General features: G+C 39.4%; 14 protein-coding genes. 9 read left to right on the top strand and 5 right to left on the bottom strand.

Going from position 1 to position 16,897, the window contains the following annotated elements; all coding sequences use genetic code 11:
* The first annotated feature begins 212 nt into the window (after nt 1-212).
* Complete coding sequence (aroC, locus tag ACK8HY_RS17075) at nt 213-1,319, top strand: chorismate synthase (RefSeq protein ID WP_416134301.1); 1,107 nt, start codon at nt 213-215, stop codon at nt 1,317-1,319.
* A complete protein-coding gene (locus ACK8HY_RS17070) occupies nt 1,306-2,160 on the top strand; it encodes an ROK family protein (RefSeq protein WP_077437429.1) in 855 nt (284 codons plus the stop codon). The genes aroC and ACK8HY_RS17070 overlap by 14 nt, the downstream gene beginning before the upstream one ends.
* A gap of 185 nt (nt 2,161-2,345) precedes the next feature.
* Here the strand turns inward: ACK8HY_RS17070 and ACK8HY_RS17065 are convergent, their stop codons facing one another.
* The gene (locus tag ACK8HY_RS17065; protein WP_416134300.1) at nt 2,346-4,760 is read right to left on the bottom strand and encodes a thiamine pyrophosphate-dependent enzyme; all 2,415 of its coding nucleotides are present in this window, start codon (nt 4,758-4,760) and stop codon (nt 2,346-2,348) included.
* 323 nt (nt 4,761-5,083) lie between these two features.
* Between ACK8HY_RS17065 and ACK8HY_RS17060 the strand changes: the two genes are divergently transcribed.
* From ACK8HY_RS17060 to ACK8HY_RS17050, 3 genes are read left to right on the top strand one after another with little or no spacing between them, the layout of a single operon-like run.
* The gene (locus tag ACK8HY_RS17060) at nt 5,084-6,229 is read left to right on the top strand and encodes a DEAD/DEAH box helicase (protein WP_077437431.1); all 1,146 of its coding nucleotides are present in this window, start codon (nt 5,084-5,086) and stop codon (nt 6,227-6,229) included.
* A 52-nt stretch (nt 6,230-6,281) separates the two neighbouring features.
* Nucleotides 6,282-7,028, top strand: a complete 747-nt coding sequence (locus ACK8HY_RS17055; RefSeq protein ID WP_416134299.1) for a hypothetical protein — start codon at nt 6,282-6,284, stop codon at nt 7,026-7,028.
* 36 nt (nt 7,029-7,064) lie between these two features.
* A complete protein-coding gene (locus ACK8HY_RS17050) occupies nt 7,065-7,520 on the top strand; it encodes an NUDIX domain-containing protein (RefSeq protein WP_077437433.1) in 456 nt (151 codons plus the stop codon).
* Nucleotides 7,521-7,818: 298 nt separating this feature from the next.
* Here the strand turns inward: ACK8HY_RS17050 and ACK8HY_RS17045 are convergent, their stop codons facing one another.
* Nucleotides 7,819-8,532 (bottom strand): class I SAM-dependent methyltransferase, encoded by a 714-nt coding sequence (locus ACK8HY_RS17045; RefSeq protein WP_077437434.1) that lies wholly within the window; start codon nt 8,530-8,532, stop codon nt 7,819-7,821.
* Between the two features lie 198 nt (nt 8,533-8,730).
* Between ACK8HY_RS17045 and ACK8HY_RS17040 the strand changes: the two genes are divergently transcribed.
* On the top strand, nt 8,731-9,612 hold the full coding sequence (locus ACK8HY_RS17040; protein ID WP_077437435.1) for a LysR family transcriptional regulator: 882 nt from the start codon (nt 8,731-8,733) through the stop codon (nt 9,610-9,612).
* Between the two features lie 33 nt (nt 9,613-9,645).
* The gene (locus tag ACK8HY_RS17035) at nt 9,646-10,782 is read left to right on the top strand and encodes a serine hydrolase domain-containing protein (RefSeq protein WP_077437436.1); all 1,137 of its coding nucleotides are present in this window, start codon (nt 9,646-9,648) and stop codon (nt 10,780-10,782) included.
* Between the two features lie 173 nt (nt 10,783-10,955).
* Here ACK8HY_RS17035 and ACK8HY_RS17030 read toward each other — a convergent pair whose 3' ends face one another.
* Both ACK8HY_RS17030 and ACK8HY_RS17025 read right to left on the bottom strand, forming a co-directional pair.
* On the bottom strand, nt 10,956-11,480 hold the full coding sequence (locus ACK8HY_RS17030; protein WP_077437437.1) for a glutathione peroxidase: 525 nt from the start codon (nt 11,478-11,480) through the stop codon (nt 10,956-10,958).
* A gap of 12 nt (nt 11,481-11,492) precedes the next feature.
* Entirely contained in the window at nt 11,493-12,359 is an 867-nt protein-coding gene (locus ACK8HY_RS17025; RefSeq protein WP_077437438.1) for an N-acetylglucosamine kinase, read from the bottom strand.
* 260 nt (nt 12,360-12,619) lie between these two features.
* On the opposite strand from ACK8HY_RS17025, the gene ACK8HY_RS17020 reads away from it, so the two are divergent.
* Entirely contained in the window at nt 12,620-14,365 is a 1,746-nt protein-coding gene (locus ACK8HY_RS17020) for a M61 family metallopeptidase (RefSeq protein ID WP_416134298.1), read from the top strand.
* Nucleotides 14,366-14,436: 71 nt separating this feature from the next.
* Here ACK8HY_RS17020 and ACK8HY_RS17015 read toward each other — a convergent pair whose 3' ends face one another.
* Nucleotides 14,437-14,937: a hypothetical protein gene (locus ACK8HY_RS17015; RefSeq protein ID WP_416134297.1), complete on the bottom strand. Its 501-nt coding sequence runs from the start codon at nt 14,935-14,937 to the stop codon at nt 14,437-14,439.
* Nucleotides 14,938-15,106: 169 nt separating this feature from the next.
* On the opposite strand from ACK8HY_RS17015, the gene ACK8HY_RS17010 reads away from it, so the two are divergent.
* Nucleotides 15,107-16,873 (top strand): AMP-dependent synthetase/ligase, encoded by a 1,767-nt coding sequence (locus ACK8HY_RS17010; protein ID WP_416134296.1) that lies wholly within the window; start codon nt 15,107-15,109, stop codon nt 16,871-16,873.
* The last annotated feature ends 24 nt before the right edge of the window (nt 16,874-16,897 follow it).

Genomic DNA, 16,897 nt, shown 5'->3' with positions numbered 1-16,897 from the left:
TTTAAAAACCTGGGAGAATATAGTTTTATACTCCCAGGTTTTATAACCTATATACGCGCTATTAATAGCTTTAATGGCAACAAGAGAAATACTACCCGCAGGCAAACGCAGTCATGATTGAAAATAATCAACTTGATAAAGTTAGGTTTTACAGTAGTGTTTTCATTGCATTTAAAGGCAAATTTATCTAAGTTTATTGAAATTTAATTTTTATGGCAGGAAACTCATTTGGCGATTTATTCAGAATCAGCACTTTTGGCGAATCACACGGTAAAGCGATCGGTGTAATTATTGATGGTTGCCCCTCAAATATAACGATAGACGAAGAGTTTATACAGTCTGAACTAGATAAACGTAAACCCGGACAGTCCAGGATCACCACGCAACGAAAAGAAAGCGATACGGCCCAGATATTATCAGGCGTATTCGAAGGCAAGTCTACTGGAACACCGATTGCCATTGTTATACCAAATGAAGATCAACGTTCGAAGGACTATACCCACATTAAAGATATCTTCAGACCTTCCCATGCGGACTTCACCTACCAAATGAAATATGGCATCCGTGACTACCGCGGCGGTGGCCGTTCATCGGCCCGCGAGACAGCTGCCCGTGTTGCTGCAGGTGCTGTTGCGAAGAGCTTTCTACAACAATTTGGCATTGAAATCTTTGCCCATGTTTCCGGTGTAGGCACGATCGAAGCCCCGAATTTGGACACCAAAGATCTTAAAGCCTTGCTTGAACTACGCGAATCCAATATCGCGCGCTGCGCTGATCCGGCTACAGCCAATGAGATGGTCGAATTTATAGATACTGTGAGAAAAGCAGGTGATACAGTAGGTGGACGCATTTCGGCAGTGATAAGACATGTACCCGTTGGACTTGGGGAACCTGTATTTGACAAACTCCATGCTGACCTCGCCAAAGCGATGATGAGCATCAATGCCGTACACGGATTTGAATATGGATCAGGTTTTGCAGGTTCAGAGTTGCGAGGTTCCGAACATAATGATATATTTGTAGCAGATGACCATGATTTAAATCAAGTGCATACACATACCAATTTCTCTGGGGGAATACAAGGCGGTATATCAAACGGAATGGACATTACTTTTAAAGTAGCATTTAAGCCTGTTGCCACCATCATGAGAGATCAGGAAACAGTCGATATCCATGGTAACCCTGCCATCGCAAGTGGTAAGGGAAGACATGATCCTTGTGTTGTTTCAAGAGCGGTAATTATTGTAGAAGCCATGGCGGCACTTGTGATTGCGGATCATCTACTTAAACATCAAAGTTACAAACATGCTGCAAGATAATTATGTCGTAGGTGTTGACATTGGAGGCACTCATATTTCCGCCTGTATCATTGACACCAAACAATGGAATATACATTTAGAGAACGTGGTCAGAAACCACGTTTTTTCTCAAGGAGATGCTAAAACGATTTTACAGACCTGGGCCTCCACAGTACGGGACAGTATTGCTAGTTCACCGACTGCTATTCAGTTTATTGGCATTGCAATGCCAGGGCCTTTTGACTATGAAAACGGCATCTCTAAAATGTTAGGACAAAGCAAGTACGACAACTTGTACGATCAAGACATCAAAAGCCTTCTATCCGCTGAGCTAGGCTTACCTCCTACTGCTATTCACTTTATCAATGATGCGGCAGCTTTCTTACAGGGCGAAATATTTGTACAGCATCTTCAGTCCAATCCGAGAATACTAGGTATTACCCTGGGAACAGGTTTAGGTTCTGCGGTCTGGAATAAAGGAGAGAAAGCCTTCGATGCAGATTTATGGAATACTCCTTACCAAGAAAGTATTTTTGAAGAATACCTTGTGACCAGATGGTTTGTCAAACGATTCAAAGAGATCACTGGGAAAGATGTCACTGGTTTAAAAGAAATTTTGGATAATCATAGAGAAACAGCTGCATTTGCGACAATCAAGGATGAATACGCAACACATCTCTTTGATTTTATGCATTTTTTTGAAGGAAAATATCAGACTAATCTCTTTATTATTGGCGGTAATATCGCTAAAGCACTTCCTATCTTTATTGCTGACCGTGAAGAATTCAGTAGGTTCACCATCCACACAGCGATATTGGGAGAAAAGGCAGCTATGATTGGGGCTGCAAGTTTATTCAGCTAGAATACGGATAGCAAAACTGAAAAAGTACTCCAAAAATAAAATTATCATTAATAAATAAACAAAAAGCAAGCCCAGATAAGTTTCCGGGCTTGCTAAAGTATTCCCAAAAAAATGCTATTCAAAACACTCCCTATCGAGAGGCGCTTTGAATAGCATTTTTTTTATGATCTAAAAATAGCTATTTATTAAAACATCGATGGATATTTTTCCGGATTAGCCTCATGCATGATCGCATACACAGTTTCCACGACATCATCTGAAGATGGTTTCGAGAAATAATCACCATCCGAGCCATAGGGCGGACGGTGTGCTTTTGCTGTTAAGGTTCGAGGCTGACTATCAAGTAAATAATAACCATTTTGATTTTCAAGTATTTCCTGTAGTATAAACGCAGCAGCTCCCCCAGGCACATCCTCATCTACAACCAGTAACTTATTTGTTTTTTTCAAGGACTCTGCACATAACTGACCTTTGTCAAACGGCAGTAAGGTCTGCGCATCAATAATTTCAATAAATATCCCCAGTCGTTCCAGTTCCACTGCAGCTTCTTCAACAACACGTAGCGTCGAACCATAGGAAACTACCGTGATATCCTGTCCTTCCTTTATACACTCGGCATAGCCAATTGGCACAGTAAATTCACCGACATTATCCGGCAAACGTTCTTTGAGACGATAACCATTGAGACATTCGACAACAATAGCAGGTTCGTCTGAACGGAAAAGTGTATTATACATTCCGGCAGCTTGCGTCATGTTACGCGGTACGCAGACATGCAATCCCCTTAATGAGCCCAATATCACAGACATCGGGGATCCCGAATGCCATACCCCCTCCAGACGATGTCCGCGGGTACGGATAATAACCGGTGCTTTTTGCCCTCCAAAAGTACGGTAACTTAAACTGGCTAAATCGTCACTGGCAACGGTAATTCCATAAATTAAATAATCTAAATATTGAATTTCAGCAATTGGTTTTAACCCACGAATTGCCAATCCAATCCCCTTACCTATGATGGAATTCTCCCGGATTCCGGTATCAAACACACGATGCGCGCCGAGTTTTTCCTGTAGGCCCGCAAATCCTTGGTTGACGTCCCCTATCTTCCCCACATCTTCTCCGAAAGCCAACAAACGCTCATCACGTCGGAAATTTTCCTCAAAACAGAGATTCAACACTTCCCTTCCATCCACAATTTTAGCATCTTCTGTGTAATTTGCGGCTACCGTTGGCACGTTGAACGGTGAATCTACACCATCCGTAAATAATTTTGAATTATATCGTTTTTCGTTAATCTCCTGTTTAATCTTATACCAATTCAACAATTCCTGACGGCCTTCTGTGTCTTTTCCTTTTAGCTCATGCAATACCTTCCGGACTTGTCCATACACTTCCTTCAATGAAGGTTCGACCATTGACTGGAGTTTTTTAGCTGCAAAGTCCGCTTTTTCATTTGGAATAAGTAGCAATAAATCTATGGCTTCTTTTGCCTCAAGCGTCAGGGTTTTGATATAATCAGCCCAAGCTCGCTTTTGTTCCTGACGAACAAAATCTTTCGCTTCACGGTCCAACTGATCTAACTCTTCATCTGTAGCAATGCCCGAACTTTGTAACCATTCCTTCATTTTAGCGATACAGTCAAACTCCGATTCCCACTGCAAGCGTTCCTGAGATTTATAACGTTCATGAGACCCTGAAGATGAGTGGCCTTGAGGCTGTGTCAATTCGGTCACATGGATTAGACATGGAATATGCTTTTCTCTTGCAATGTTAGCAGCTTGTTCGTATGTCTCACACAAGCCCGCGTAATCCCAGCCTCTGACTTTAAAAATTTCGATTCCGTTTGTCAGTTCCTCTTTCTGAAAGCCTTTCAGAATTTCAGAAATATCGCCTTTTGTGGTCTGTATTTCATTCGACACTGAAATCCCGTAACCGTCATCCCAAATAGAAATAACCGCAGGAATCTGATGTACCCCGGCCGCATTGATAACCTCAAAAAACACTCCTTCTGAGGTTGCAGCATTCCCTATGGTACAGAAGGTAACTTCATTGCCCCTGTTTGAGAAATAGGACAGATAATCCAAATTCCTATTTTGTTTATATAATTTAGATGCTAATCCGAGCCCCAAAACCCTGGCCATCTGTCCACCTGTAGTAGAAATATCTGAAAAGGAATTCTTTTGAACCGTTTGATCAAGCCAATTCCCCCGATCATCCAATACACGTGTAGAAAAATGACAGTTCATTTGCCGACCAGCAGAAGAAGGATCCGCTTCAACATCTGGGTGTGCGTACAATTGAGAAAAAAAACGGTAGACATCACTGATCCCCGAAGCAAATATAAATGTCTGGTCACGGTAATATCCCGACCGCCAATCGCCATTCCTGAAGACTTTAGCCATCGCAATTTGTGCCAACTCTTTTCCATCGCCAAAAATACCAAACTTCGCCTTACCTGTAAGCACTTCCTTACGTCCCAATAAACTTACGTAACGACTTTCCAAGGCAGTTCGATAATCATTCACAATAATCTTTTTGAACTCGTCAAAGCTCAAAGTGGAAATAGATTCATTGTTTTGGTCAAATGCAGTATCAAACATATTCTTTTTTGTTTCAACAAATTTAACAAAAATATTATTCTATATAATTGGTGTTTGTCAAATAAATTGACAATCAATGGTTCGTATTTGAAATAGAATATTCTAATTTCTCAAATTAGTACTTTTTGAGAAAAATTCCTAATTTTTGTAGATTTTTAATTATTATACATATGGATTAAAGTCTAGCGATAGGGATCAGAAATTTATACTTTCCTTCTCTCATCAGATAGCAAACACAAGATTGCGATAGATCTTCTTTTTAATTTTATTTTTTTACTGTGAATTTTTCAGCACTTCAACTCAATAAGCTTCTTTTTTCCAACATGGAAAAACAAGAGCTTTCGGTATTAACAGCTATCCAGGAGCAGGTGATTCCTACCGTATTAGCAGGCAAAGATTGTCTGGCTATCGCCCCCACAGGGACTGGAAAAACCGAAGCTTTCGCTATCCCGCTCATACAACGTCTATTGGAAAAAGAGCAGAGAGAACATGCCGCTGTACTTATTCTGCTTCCAACACGCGAACTCTGTATCCAAACAAAGGACAGGCTTGCTAAACTGATCGAGGGCACAGGTCTCGATATCGCCTGCTTTTATGGGGGCGGAACTTACGAGAGTCAACTCGCGACCTATCCTAAAGCGCAATTCATCCTAGCAACCCCTGGTAGACTACTCGACTTTCTGGAACAACAGCTTGTTAATCTGAAAACCATAGATACTTTAGTCATTGATGAGTTTGATCAATTGCTTGATCTGGGCTTTACAATCGAAATCAATAAAATCATACAGGCGCTACCAACTGAGAGACAGTCTATTTTCGTATCCGCAACACGCACAGTGGAAATGGACAAAATCATTCACAAAAGACTGAAACACCCAATAGAAATAACCATAGACAATCAATTAAAAAAAGGAAAAATCACCGAGTACGTATTGTACGTCGATAAAAATGACAAGAAAAATTTAGTCCGTTACCTACTTGAAAATAGGATTAAATCACAAGTCCTTATTTTCACACGGACAGTACATGCCGTTGAACGGATTGAAGCAGATCTTCGTCGAAATAACATTTCAGCTCTCGCGCTATACGGCGATAAGTCCCAGGCCCAACGTGAAGATATTATCAACAAATTTAGAAGTCAAGAAAACAGGGTATTGATTACAACGGATTTACTGGCGAGAGGCGTAGATTTTCCTGACCTGGAAGCGATTATAAACTATGAAGTACCTGACTCGCCTGAGTTATATACACACCGCATTGGTAGAACGGGTCGTTCTCAGGCGGACGGTACAGCTATCACATTCTGTGACGCCGAAGATAACCAAAAATGGATCAAGCTACAGTTATCACTCCATAAACAAGTACCAATAGACGATCAACACCCCTTTTTACTGAGTTGGGAAAAAATGCTATCCAGCAGTCAGAACAATAGCCGAAAAGGGCAATCAAAATCAAGAAAACGTCGTTAAATTATAATTATTCTTTTACTTTTACCTGCAATTAACAAAATCACAGTCCAAGATGAGTACAATACATTTATTTGACGATAGTAACAATGCGAACGACAATCGGTTAGGAGACCTAGAAAAAACCATTATCGTTAACAATCTGATGGAGGTTCCTTTTGCAGAACGGGATGAATCATGGCGCGATACCTTCTTAAATAATATCGCTGAGTGTACATTGAAACTCGCCGAAACCGAAGTAGTCATCGGCCCGGACGGATTTCCTTATTTCCAACTGGAAAGCGTGCCCAAAGATCAAAATTTCCAGGCCTTTGTTATCAAAAACCGTTTAAAGGATTTTGTACTACCCAAAGGTTTTGGTATCGCTATTAATCCGCAAAATGAAAATCCAGATTGGATATTCACCTACGGCGATTTGGTCAATTATTTTCTGAATGAAGAGTTTTACACGGACCAGAGTATTTTTTCACCAAAAACCGAGCAAACTACAATTGGTAAAGATGAAGAAATCTTAGTTGGTCAACCATCGGAAACAATCCTACCCCAGCAGGTGCGCGCACAACTTCGTGAGTTTTTGGATTATTATGGCGTCAAGAATGCTAAAATTATGCTTATCGCACGTAATTATAAATACGAAGAAAAAGCATCTCAGGATCTGGTATTTAATATCGTCGCCAATCAATTTAGAACGGAGAAAGAATTCACGAATATCATGGAAGCAATTGGCTGGTTTCTGCCAAGACATTATTCCTATATAGGTTTAGATGAGTTTGCTGTTGAAAATGGTTTTATGCCATTGTAGAAGAAAAAATTGATTATAATAAATAGAGAATAAAGAATGTTTCCATTTAACGTAAGAGTATACGGGATACTGATCAATGAAAAGCAGGAAGTATTGATCAGTGATGAAAGAACGGAAAATGTTTCATTTACCAAATTCCCCGGTGGAGGGCTAGAGTATGGCGAAGGTCTATTGGAGGCCTTAATCAGAGAATATCAAGAAGAATGTGCATTTGACATTGCTGTTGTTAAGCATATTTATACAACTGATTTTTATGAGAAATCTAGCTTCAACGACAGCCAGATCATATCAATTTACTACCAGGTTAGAAATACATCAACCATTCAGATCAGAACGACGACCAAAGCGTTTGACTTTGATCCGAACGAGAAAGTTGAAGATAATAAACGGCAGTCTTTCCGTTGGGTTCCGGTACACGAACTTACAATAGCAGACCTAACGTTTAAAACTGATCAGGTAGCGTGGACAGAGTTTTTAAAAACAGTAAAATGATAATAAATTTTTAATTTTCGTCAATTTTATTTGTATTTAAAAAATAAACATATATCTTTACGTAAACCAATGGAAATACTTTGTTTTTTTGAAGTATTGACCTTAATAATTACATTTTATTATTTTTTTGATATCTCGACCAGACGGGATAAGTGAAGGGGAAGCGATATCAAACAGACATTGGTTTATTGAATTTGTAAATTCCTAGTCCTATAGGTTTTTTAATAGTTAGTGTGATTTTATGGCGATACTCCCCGTATCGCCTTATTTATTTTATGGTTTTTATCACATGAGAATACTATTTAAATGCGACAAAAGAAGCGAAACATAAATTCTTGTGTAACACATCTATATCTTTAAATCCGACCTTTGACAATAATTCAAGCTGATAGATCAGCGGCCGTGGTGTGTCCTCGTGCTCGATGTAGGCAAAAACATGGTCGCGATATGCCTGGTCTTTCAAGCTGATTAAATAAGCGCCATATTTTTCACGATAGATTAGGTGTTGGAGAGCGGTACTATTCTGTTCGATCAGATCAAAAATCCATACACTGCCTCCTTTTTTGAGAAGTTTAAAAAGTTTACGAAATGCGCTCTCCCAATCCTGATCGTCTCTCAAATGATGTAAAACCGCCGTCGCTATGATAACATCAAATTTCTCTTCGGGTAGATCGACCTCTCTAAAATCACCTTTAATCAAATTGATCGCCCCATTCGTAAGCACGCCGACTCGTGTTTTAGCCCGTTCTAACATGGGTAGGCTCAAATCGACCAAAGTAACATCCGGATTGGTTCTAACCTTCTGAAGCAATTTCACATCGTAGTTACCAGCGCCACAGCCGATATCCAACACATTCGCCAGATTCGGATAGAGCGATGAAATTGCATCCGTTATGAGCTCCATATTCCACACCGCATCCAGTGTCGTCGCTTGACCTGTTTCTAAATTGGAGAACCGTTCGACATCCTGGTCAAATCGCGTTTCAATTTCCTGTAATGTTGCCTTATTCATAGTCTAATAATTATTTAATACGCATAAATACACCTTTTATCACTCGGTGGATACCTATCGTATCCAAGTTATTTTCATTGGCGCTGTTTGCATTCTGACAGGAGTATCGCCTATAAATTTTAATTATTTAAAGGTAAGGTTAACCCAAATTCATTAAAAATATTTATTTTGTCATCGATTCATACCAAAAAAGTATCAATGGAAATCCGACATCTTATTTATTTCAAAACAGTGGCTGAGGAACTTCATTTCGGAAGGGCTGCTGAGCGGTTATTTATGTCCCAACCCCCTCTAAGCAGACAAATCAAGGATCTTGAAGATGAGCTGGGTGTTATTCTATTTTTTAGGACCAACAAAAGAGTAGAACTGACCGAAGCCGGTAAATACTTTTTGGAAGAGGTCATCGAAATCCTTCAAAATTTAGAGCATAGCAAAACAATCACAAAACAGATCCATAACAATATTTCAGGGGAATTTAAACTAGGTTATATCAGTTCCACACCAAAACAGATGTTGGCAACAGTATTGAAACAGATTCAGCAAAAATTCCCTTACCTACGGGTCAGTTTGTTTGAAACATCGACTCAAAAACAGAAAGCAGCATTGGAAAATGGAAAACTGGATCTCGGAATTATGCGCGCGCCTATTTACGCAAGCGAACTTCTTATCACCCCCCTGTTTGAAGACCCTATGGTTATTGTGGGATCCACGACTGTGGACTTTAACAACATCAATTTTTTCAATGAAAATTTTATTTCATTCAATCAAAAATATGCTTCTGAATACCATCGATTAACGATCAACACCTGCAATCGTATGGGGTTCGAACCCAAGATTGTGCATCAAAGTAATTCCATGTCCTCTATCCTAGAACTGGTTGCTCAGGGATTAGGCCTGGCTGTGGTTCCAGCATCGACGATTAAACAGTATCCACATCTAAAATTGAAAATGCTGAATCTTGGTGACATCGATAGCAAAACGGAGGTTATCCTTGTTTCGAATATAAAAAGCAAGAATAGTGCTCTTGGGGAATTTATTCAGTGTATTCAAAAAGAATATCTTAAATTCAATAAAAGTTAAAGCTAGCCCTGTTTATTTTTTCGCTTACACATCATGAAAAAGACTTTCATTTCCTTCCTCCTATTAACATTCTTGCTCCCTATACTATCATTTGGGCAGCAGGCTTCAGAAATCGATCAAAGATTGCTGGCAATTATGCAACGCTATCAAGCAGTAGGATTGAGTGTGGTACTTGTCAAAAACAACCAGATTGACTTTCATAATAACTACGGTTACAAAAACATAAAAGACAAAACCACCTTACAGGACAACGATATTTTCCGAATCGCTTCCATATCGAAGTCGTTTACCGCGACCTCTTTTATGCAACTTCTAAAACAGGGTCGCTGTTCGCTAGACGATGATTTCGGCGATCTTATCGGTTTTCCAATTAGAAATCCAAACTATCCCGAAGCAAAAATTACCCTTCGGATGGTACTTTCCCATACTTCCAGCATCAATGATAAAAACGGCTATTTTAATATGGATGTAATCAACCCATCCAAAAATCCAGGCTGGAAAGATTCATACAACAATTATGCACCAGGCAGCCAATATCAATATTGCAATCTAAATTTTAATATGGCAGGGGCCGTATTGGAGAAGCTGACACAGACGCGTTTTGATAATTATATTTCCAAAAATATTCTCAAGCCATTGCATCTTTATGGCGGATATTGTATTGATTCGCTGGATCAGACCAAGTTAGTCCCTTTATATTCATTTGACGATAAAGCCAATTTTATAGAGGAACAAAATGCCTATGCCCCTAGAAGGGATGAACTTGCAGCTTATCAGTTGGGGTATACAACGCCTACACTTTCCCCGACCGGCGGAATGAAAATATCAGCACTCGATCTTGCAAAATATATGCTCATGCATATGAACTATGGAATGGGAAACGGGAAGAAAATAATGGATAAAAAGTATGCGAAGATTATGCAAACAACTGTTAACAGCGATTCAGGATATGGTCTGGCCATGATGAATGAAGATACGGTCATTCCGGGAATTACATTAACGGGACATACAGGTTCTGCTTATGGTTTATACAGTGCAATGTTTTTCAATCCGAAGAAAAAATATGGATTTGTCGTAATCACAAATGGCTGCAACATACCTGATAGTGAAGAGTTTAATCCGCTATTGAAAGACTGTATCCGTGCCTTATATGACACGTACCTAAAATAGGTGAAAATTCAGTAAAAAAGTTTCACAATTTTTATTTTCCAACTAGGAAAAAAGGCTTGATAAGCAGAACAGTTGGAGCACAATGAGAATCATCCCGCTGTCTTTCACCCATAAAAATACCCCCAAATAGTAGCGAACTTTTTGAGGGTATCATATTTTGAGTCTTAACTGATTTATTTTTTATTTCCCGCCCAGTTTACAATCGCTGGGTCTAACGGATTTGTAGCCGATCGAAAACGATGCACCAATTTACCATTTTCGTCGATCAGGAATTTTTCAAAGTTCCATTTAATTTCTCCTGTAAAATCAGGATTATCCTGTGTGGTCAGATATTTAAATAATGGGGAAATTTGATCTCCTTTGACTTCCACTTTTTCAGCCATTAAAAAGTCTACACCGTAGTTCCGTTCACAGAATTCTTGAATCTCCGTATTAGATCCCGGTTCCTGTTGTCCAAAGTTGTTTGCCGGAAAGCCGATGATCACCAATTTATCGCCAAATGTCTTGTGGAGTTCTTCAAGATCCTTATACTGTTTCGTAAAACCACATTTAGAAGCTGTATTGACGATCAATATCTTCTTTCCTTTAAAATCGGACATCTTCACCTCTTGCCCTTCCAGCGTCTTAAAAGTGAAATTATAAATGTCGGGATTGCCAAATAACATTGACATATACACCATAATAGTTGCAACAATCATATTTATTTAATTTTATAGACTTAACAATGAGTTACTCTCTCTTTCCAATACTGCATTGAACAGTTCGTTAATAGGTGATTTTAGTATTGTTCCGACCTTGATCTGATGTGTTTCACACACTTCACGCAATAATAAATCAAAACTGTACGCAATAGAACCTACAAAATGGCATTCATACTGTGTATAATCGGCATAAGTCAAAATAGACGCCTGAACGAACTCTTCGAAACCACTTTTTACTAGGTCAATAATAAATGGATGGGTAATATTATCAGACATAAACGGCGCAAAAGAGGCTAAAAAAGCATTCGGACGTTCTTTCTGATAGACATTTTTTATAACCACCTCTTTATTTATCCGGTATTTAACGGCGAATTTCTCGTTTAGATCTTTCGGCATACGCCCGTATAGAAATAAACGTAGAAGCTTTTTACCGAAATAGGCGCCAGAACCCTCGTCTCCCAGCACATAGCCATTTCCATTGTGGGAAGGCATAAGCTCTTCTCCATCAAAAAAGCTCAGATCCGACCCTGTACCCAGTGTAGCTACATAGCCTTTCTTATTACCACAGGTTGCTAGCGCGCTACCAAACAGATCATTCTCTACTGCGATATATGCATTTTCAAATAAAGGGGTCAACGCATTTGAAACCATTTCACGACGGTCTGGGGTAATACAGCCCGCTCCAAAAAAATAAAGCTCCGTTACCTCATCAGCATAGGGTATTATTTCAGGTATTTCTTTAATAACGCGTGTGATTTCTTTTTCATTAACAAAAAAAGGATTGAGTCCATTAGTACTGAACGAAATTGGAGCACTATCAGGCAATTCCAATTTCCAATCTGACTTTGACGAGCCACTATCAACAACTAAGATCATACAAATTCTTTGATTATTTTCCCCTTATAAACTAGTGTATCAAATATACAAAAATTACCTCCAAACTGAAATGACGATTCTTAAAGAAAATATGTATCTTGGATTTCTTATGTAGCATCCGGCCAATCCAATGAAACTTTTTGAATCAATCAAAGTTCAACGGGTTTAATGAACTATTGAAGAACCAACAAAACATTTTTTTGTTTGATTTAAGCATAAGATACTTTTAATTTTGTAAGCGCATACTAAAATTATTTTTCATGGATAGTGACCATTTAAATGTACCCACAATAAATTTTGAGGTATCATTTCCAGAAGTACAAGCTCATTACATTAACGTGAAGATGAGCCTAAAAAAACTCAACCAACCTTATGTTGATCTAAAAATGCCCGTTTGGTCACCAGGTTCCTATTTGATTCGTGAATATGCAAAAAATGTAGAGCGATTTAAAGCTGTTGACACAGATGGAAATCCTGTTCCTTTCAGCAAAATATCAAAGAATACCTGGCGTGTGACGACGAATACCTTGGATCAGATCGATGTACACTATTCAGTATATGGCTTCGAAGTCTCTGTCCGTACAAATTTTTTCGACAGTGATCATGCATTTATAGTCCCAACAGCAACATTTCTATACCTTGAAGGTTCTCTTCATATCCCTTCCACGATCGCTATTGTACCGAAAGAAAACTGGAAGAGTATATCCACGGGACTTGAACGCTTGACGCAACATACTTTTCATGCGCCAAACTTTGACGTTTTATACGACAGCCCGATTGAAGTAGGCAACCAGGATATCTGGAAGTTTCAGGCTGCTGGTGTAGAACATGAATGCGCTATGGTTGGTGGCGGTTGCTATGATAAAGAACGTCTTACAAAGGATATTACTCGTATTGTGGAAGAAGAAACCCGTATTTGGGGATCAAATCCCAATAAACGTTACGTCATCATCACGCATAATTATCAATCCGGTGGTGGTGGGCTTGAACACCTTAATTCAACCGTGTTAGGAGCTTCGAGAAATGCTTATCGCAATGAACATAGTTACAAAACATACCTGAGCCTGGTCGCCCATGAATATTTTCACCTGTGGAATGTAAAGCGGCTTCGTCCCAAGGCATTAGGTCCCTTTGACTATGACGCAGAAAACTATACCACAGGCTTGTGGATCATGGAGGGCTTTACCTCTTATTATGACAATTTAATCATCAAGCGCTGTGGCTTCTACGATGAAAAGGAATACCTTTCATTATTGGCCAATGATTTCAATATTGTACTGAACCGTCCTGGGCATGAAATACAGTCTGCGGCTGCTTCGAGCTTTGATACCTGGATCAAATATTATAGACCGGATGAAAATGCCATTAATTCGGCTATCTCCTACTATAACAAAGGCGCCATGCTTACCGCACTGTTAGATATCAAAGTAATCGCTGCTACAGAGGGAAAGGTCAAATTGGACGACATCATCCGTGCTGCCTATGAGGAATTTTTCTTAAAGCTTGACCGCGGTTTTGAAGAGAAAGAATTTCAGAGCTTAGCGGAGCATATCGCAGGAACCTCTCTGGATGATATATTCCAAGCCGCGCATCAAGACGGCGAACTCGATTACAATGCGTATTTTAACTTGGTAGGCTATGAAATCGTTGATACCAATAAAGATAACGACAGTTTAACGCTGGGCATCACCACCAACAAAGTGGAGGGTATCATCAGTGTTGCGACCGTTGAAAAAGGAACGGGTGCCTACGATGCGGGACTAAATGTCAGGGATGAATTAATTGCTATAAATAACGTCAGATTGGATCCCAAAGACAAAGAGATCGATTTTATCATCCAACATGCTACGGAAGGAGAAATATTGAATTTCCTGATTGCAAGAGACGGCTTGGTACGAGAAATACCCGTTGAAATCAGACGAAATAACAGGAAGATCCATGAAATCCGCCCACTTAAAGACCAAACGTTCTTACAGGAGCTCTTGGGAAAAATCTGGATGGCTTAAAGAGGATGTTTATCAAATATGTAACGATTAACATCAAGAGCAGAAAGATCTTTCTGCTCTTGATGTTAATTCTAAAACTTATATCTTACCGAAAATCCGATCGGATCAAATATTTTGATACTGGATTCATTCAGAAAGTCAAAATAAGGTTTTACATCCAGTGAAATCTGGAACGGTGCCTGTGGAATATTATACTCAATCCCGACAATACCGTCTATACTTAAATTAAGATGTGAATCAAACGAGTGACGTTGACCATTTATAATTTTGTCTTTTTCTTTGTACGACCCGATACTTCCACCAAAACCATAGTACCAATTTAGACCAGTCGCTAAAGGTTTGTAAATCTCATACAATCCCACAACACGAAACCGGCGGAAATCAGAATTGCTTTGAATACTCATAATACCTTCCAACGCATGGTTCGAATTAAGCGTGTGACGATAAGTAATCCCCTGCGCAGAACCAAATCGCCCACCAATAGCGCCTTTATTATCCAACTGAGCGACAGCTTTATTGGATAATGCAGCAAACATCAGCATTCCACCGACAGCCAAAAATATTTTTCTCATAAAAATTGAACGCTTTATATACTACTTTATATCTTTCAAAAGTAACAATTACAGCTATAACGACACAATGTTTAATTTGTTATGACATTAATCCCAATATCTCCAACTTTATTCTGATATTTTTTTTATATTTAAGTCAATAGTGATAACCAAAATAAACTCACGTGATATGGGCAGAATTTTTGACTTTATAACCTTGTATAAAGAAAAATACGCAAAGGACATTATGGTAGCAGGCAGAGATTCCGGTGGCAACTGGAAAACTTACTCTACCAAAGAATATACAGGGGCAATTGATTCCTTGAGTCGGGCGCTATTGAAATTGGAGCTTAAGAAAGGGGATCGCGTCGGGATAATGTCCGGTAATAGACCGGAATGGAACCTGGTTGATTTTGCCTGTAATCAAATTGGGCTTGCAACAGTTCCGCTCTATCCAACGTTATCAGCACAGGATCTTTCTTTCATTGTTAACGATTCGGATGTCAAAGTATTATTTGTAAGCAATAAAGATTTGACTGCCCGCATTGAACAGGCGATCAAAGAACATGGCATACAGCCCCGGGTATATACATTTGACCACATTGAAAACCATACCCCTTTGACCGATTTAATTGCGAGTGCAGACGAAGATAGGACCGATCTGTCCTCACATCGCGACAGTGTCACTGAAGATGATCTGTTGACCTTGATTTACACCTCAGGCACCACAGGTCGCCCTAAAGGGGTCTATTTATCACATAAAAATGTCTATAGCAATGTCACAGCCTGTAATTACCTGATACGTGAGGATTTCAAAACAGCGCTTAGTTTTCTGCCGCTATGCCATATTTTTGAGCGCATGGTCGTGTATATGTACTATTCAAAGGGTATTCAAATTTACTTCTCGGAGACCCTGGACAATGTGGTTAACGACATTAATGATGTAAAACCAGATGTCTTTACGACCGTACCACGCGTACTGGAAAAGGTCTATGACAAGATCATAGAAAAAGGTAAAGCACTGACCGGAATCAAAAAGAAGCTATTCTTCTGGGCCGTAGACTTAGGACTAAAATATCAGGAACCCGGCAAAAATGGCCTGCTTTATTCGATTAAATTGGGTATTGCCCGCAAACTGATCTTTTCAAAATGGCAGGAAGCATTAGGTGGGAATATTAAGATTATCGTATCGGGTGGTGCGGCTCTTCAAGAGCGTTTAGCACGTATATTTTGGGCTGCCGACCTCAAGGTCCTTGAAGGCTATGGATTAACGGAAACTTCCCCTGTTATTGCCGTGAACTCTTATCTACCCAATGGGCTAAAATTCGGAACAGTCGGCAAACCGCTTAAAAACCTTGAAGTAAAAATTGCCGCAGATGGTGAAATCCTCGTGAAAGGCCCTAGTATCACAACGGGCTATTATCAAAACGAGGAAGCAACGAAAGAAGCTTTCGATGAAAACGGTTTCTTCAAAACCGGAGATATTGGCGAAATCACGACGGATGGTTTCCTGAAAATCACCGACCGTAAGAAAGAGATGTTTAAAACAGCGGGCGGAAAATACATTGCACCGCAGTCAATTGAAAACAAATTAATGGAATCCACCCTGATTGGTCAGGTAATGGTTATCGGCGAAAACCGCAAATTTCCAAGCGCTCTAATCGTACCGGCTTTTGATGTCCTTTCCAAATGGACGGCTCAAAAGGGAATATCCGCCAGTTCTAACGGAGAACTTATCAAAAATCCTGAGGTAATTCAAAAATATCAAGAGGAAATAAACCGATTATCAGGTAACTTTGGCCATTGGGAAATTGTCAAGAAGTTTATACTTCTCCCAAAAGAATGGACGATAAACGAAGGTCAATTGACCCCAAAATTGAGTTTAAAAAGAAAAGTTATTTTAAAAGAGAACGAATCTGCCATCGATAAACTATATGCAGAACAAAGTCAGGAATAACAATTTGCACGATTATTGGAGCGG

The sequence above is a fragment of the Sphingobacterium sp. NGMCC 1.201703 genome (assembly GCF_047784615.1).
Taxonomy (GTDB): Bacteria; Bacteroidota; Bacteroidia; order Sphingobacteriales; family Sphingobacteriaceae; genus Sphingobacterium.
This window is presented reverse-complemented; position numbering and strand designations above follow the sequence as displayed.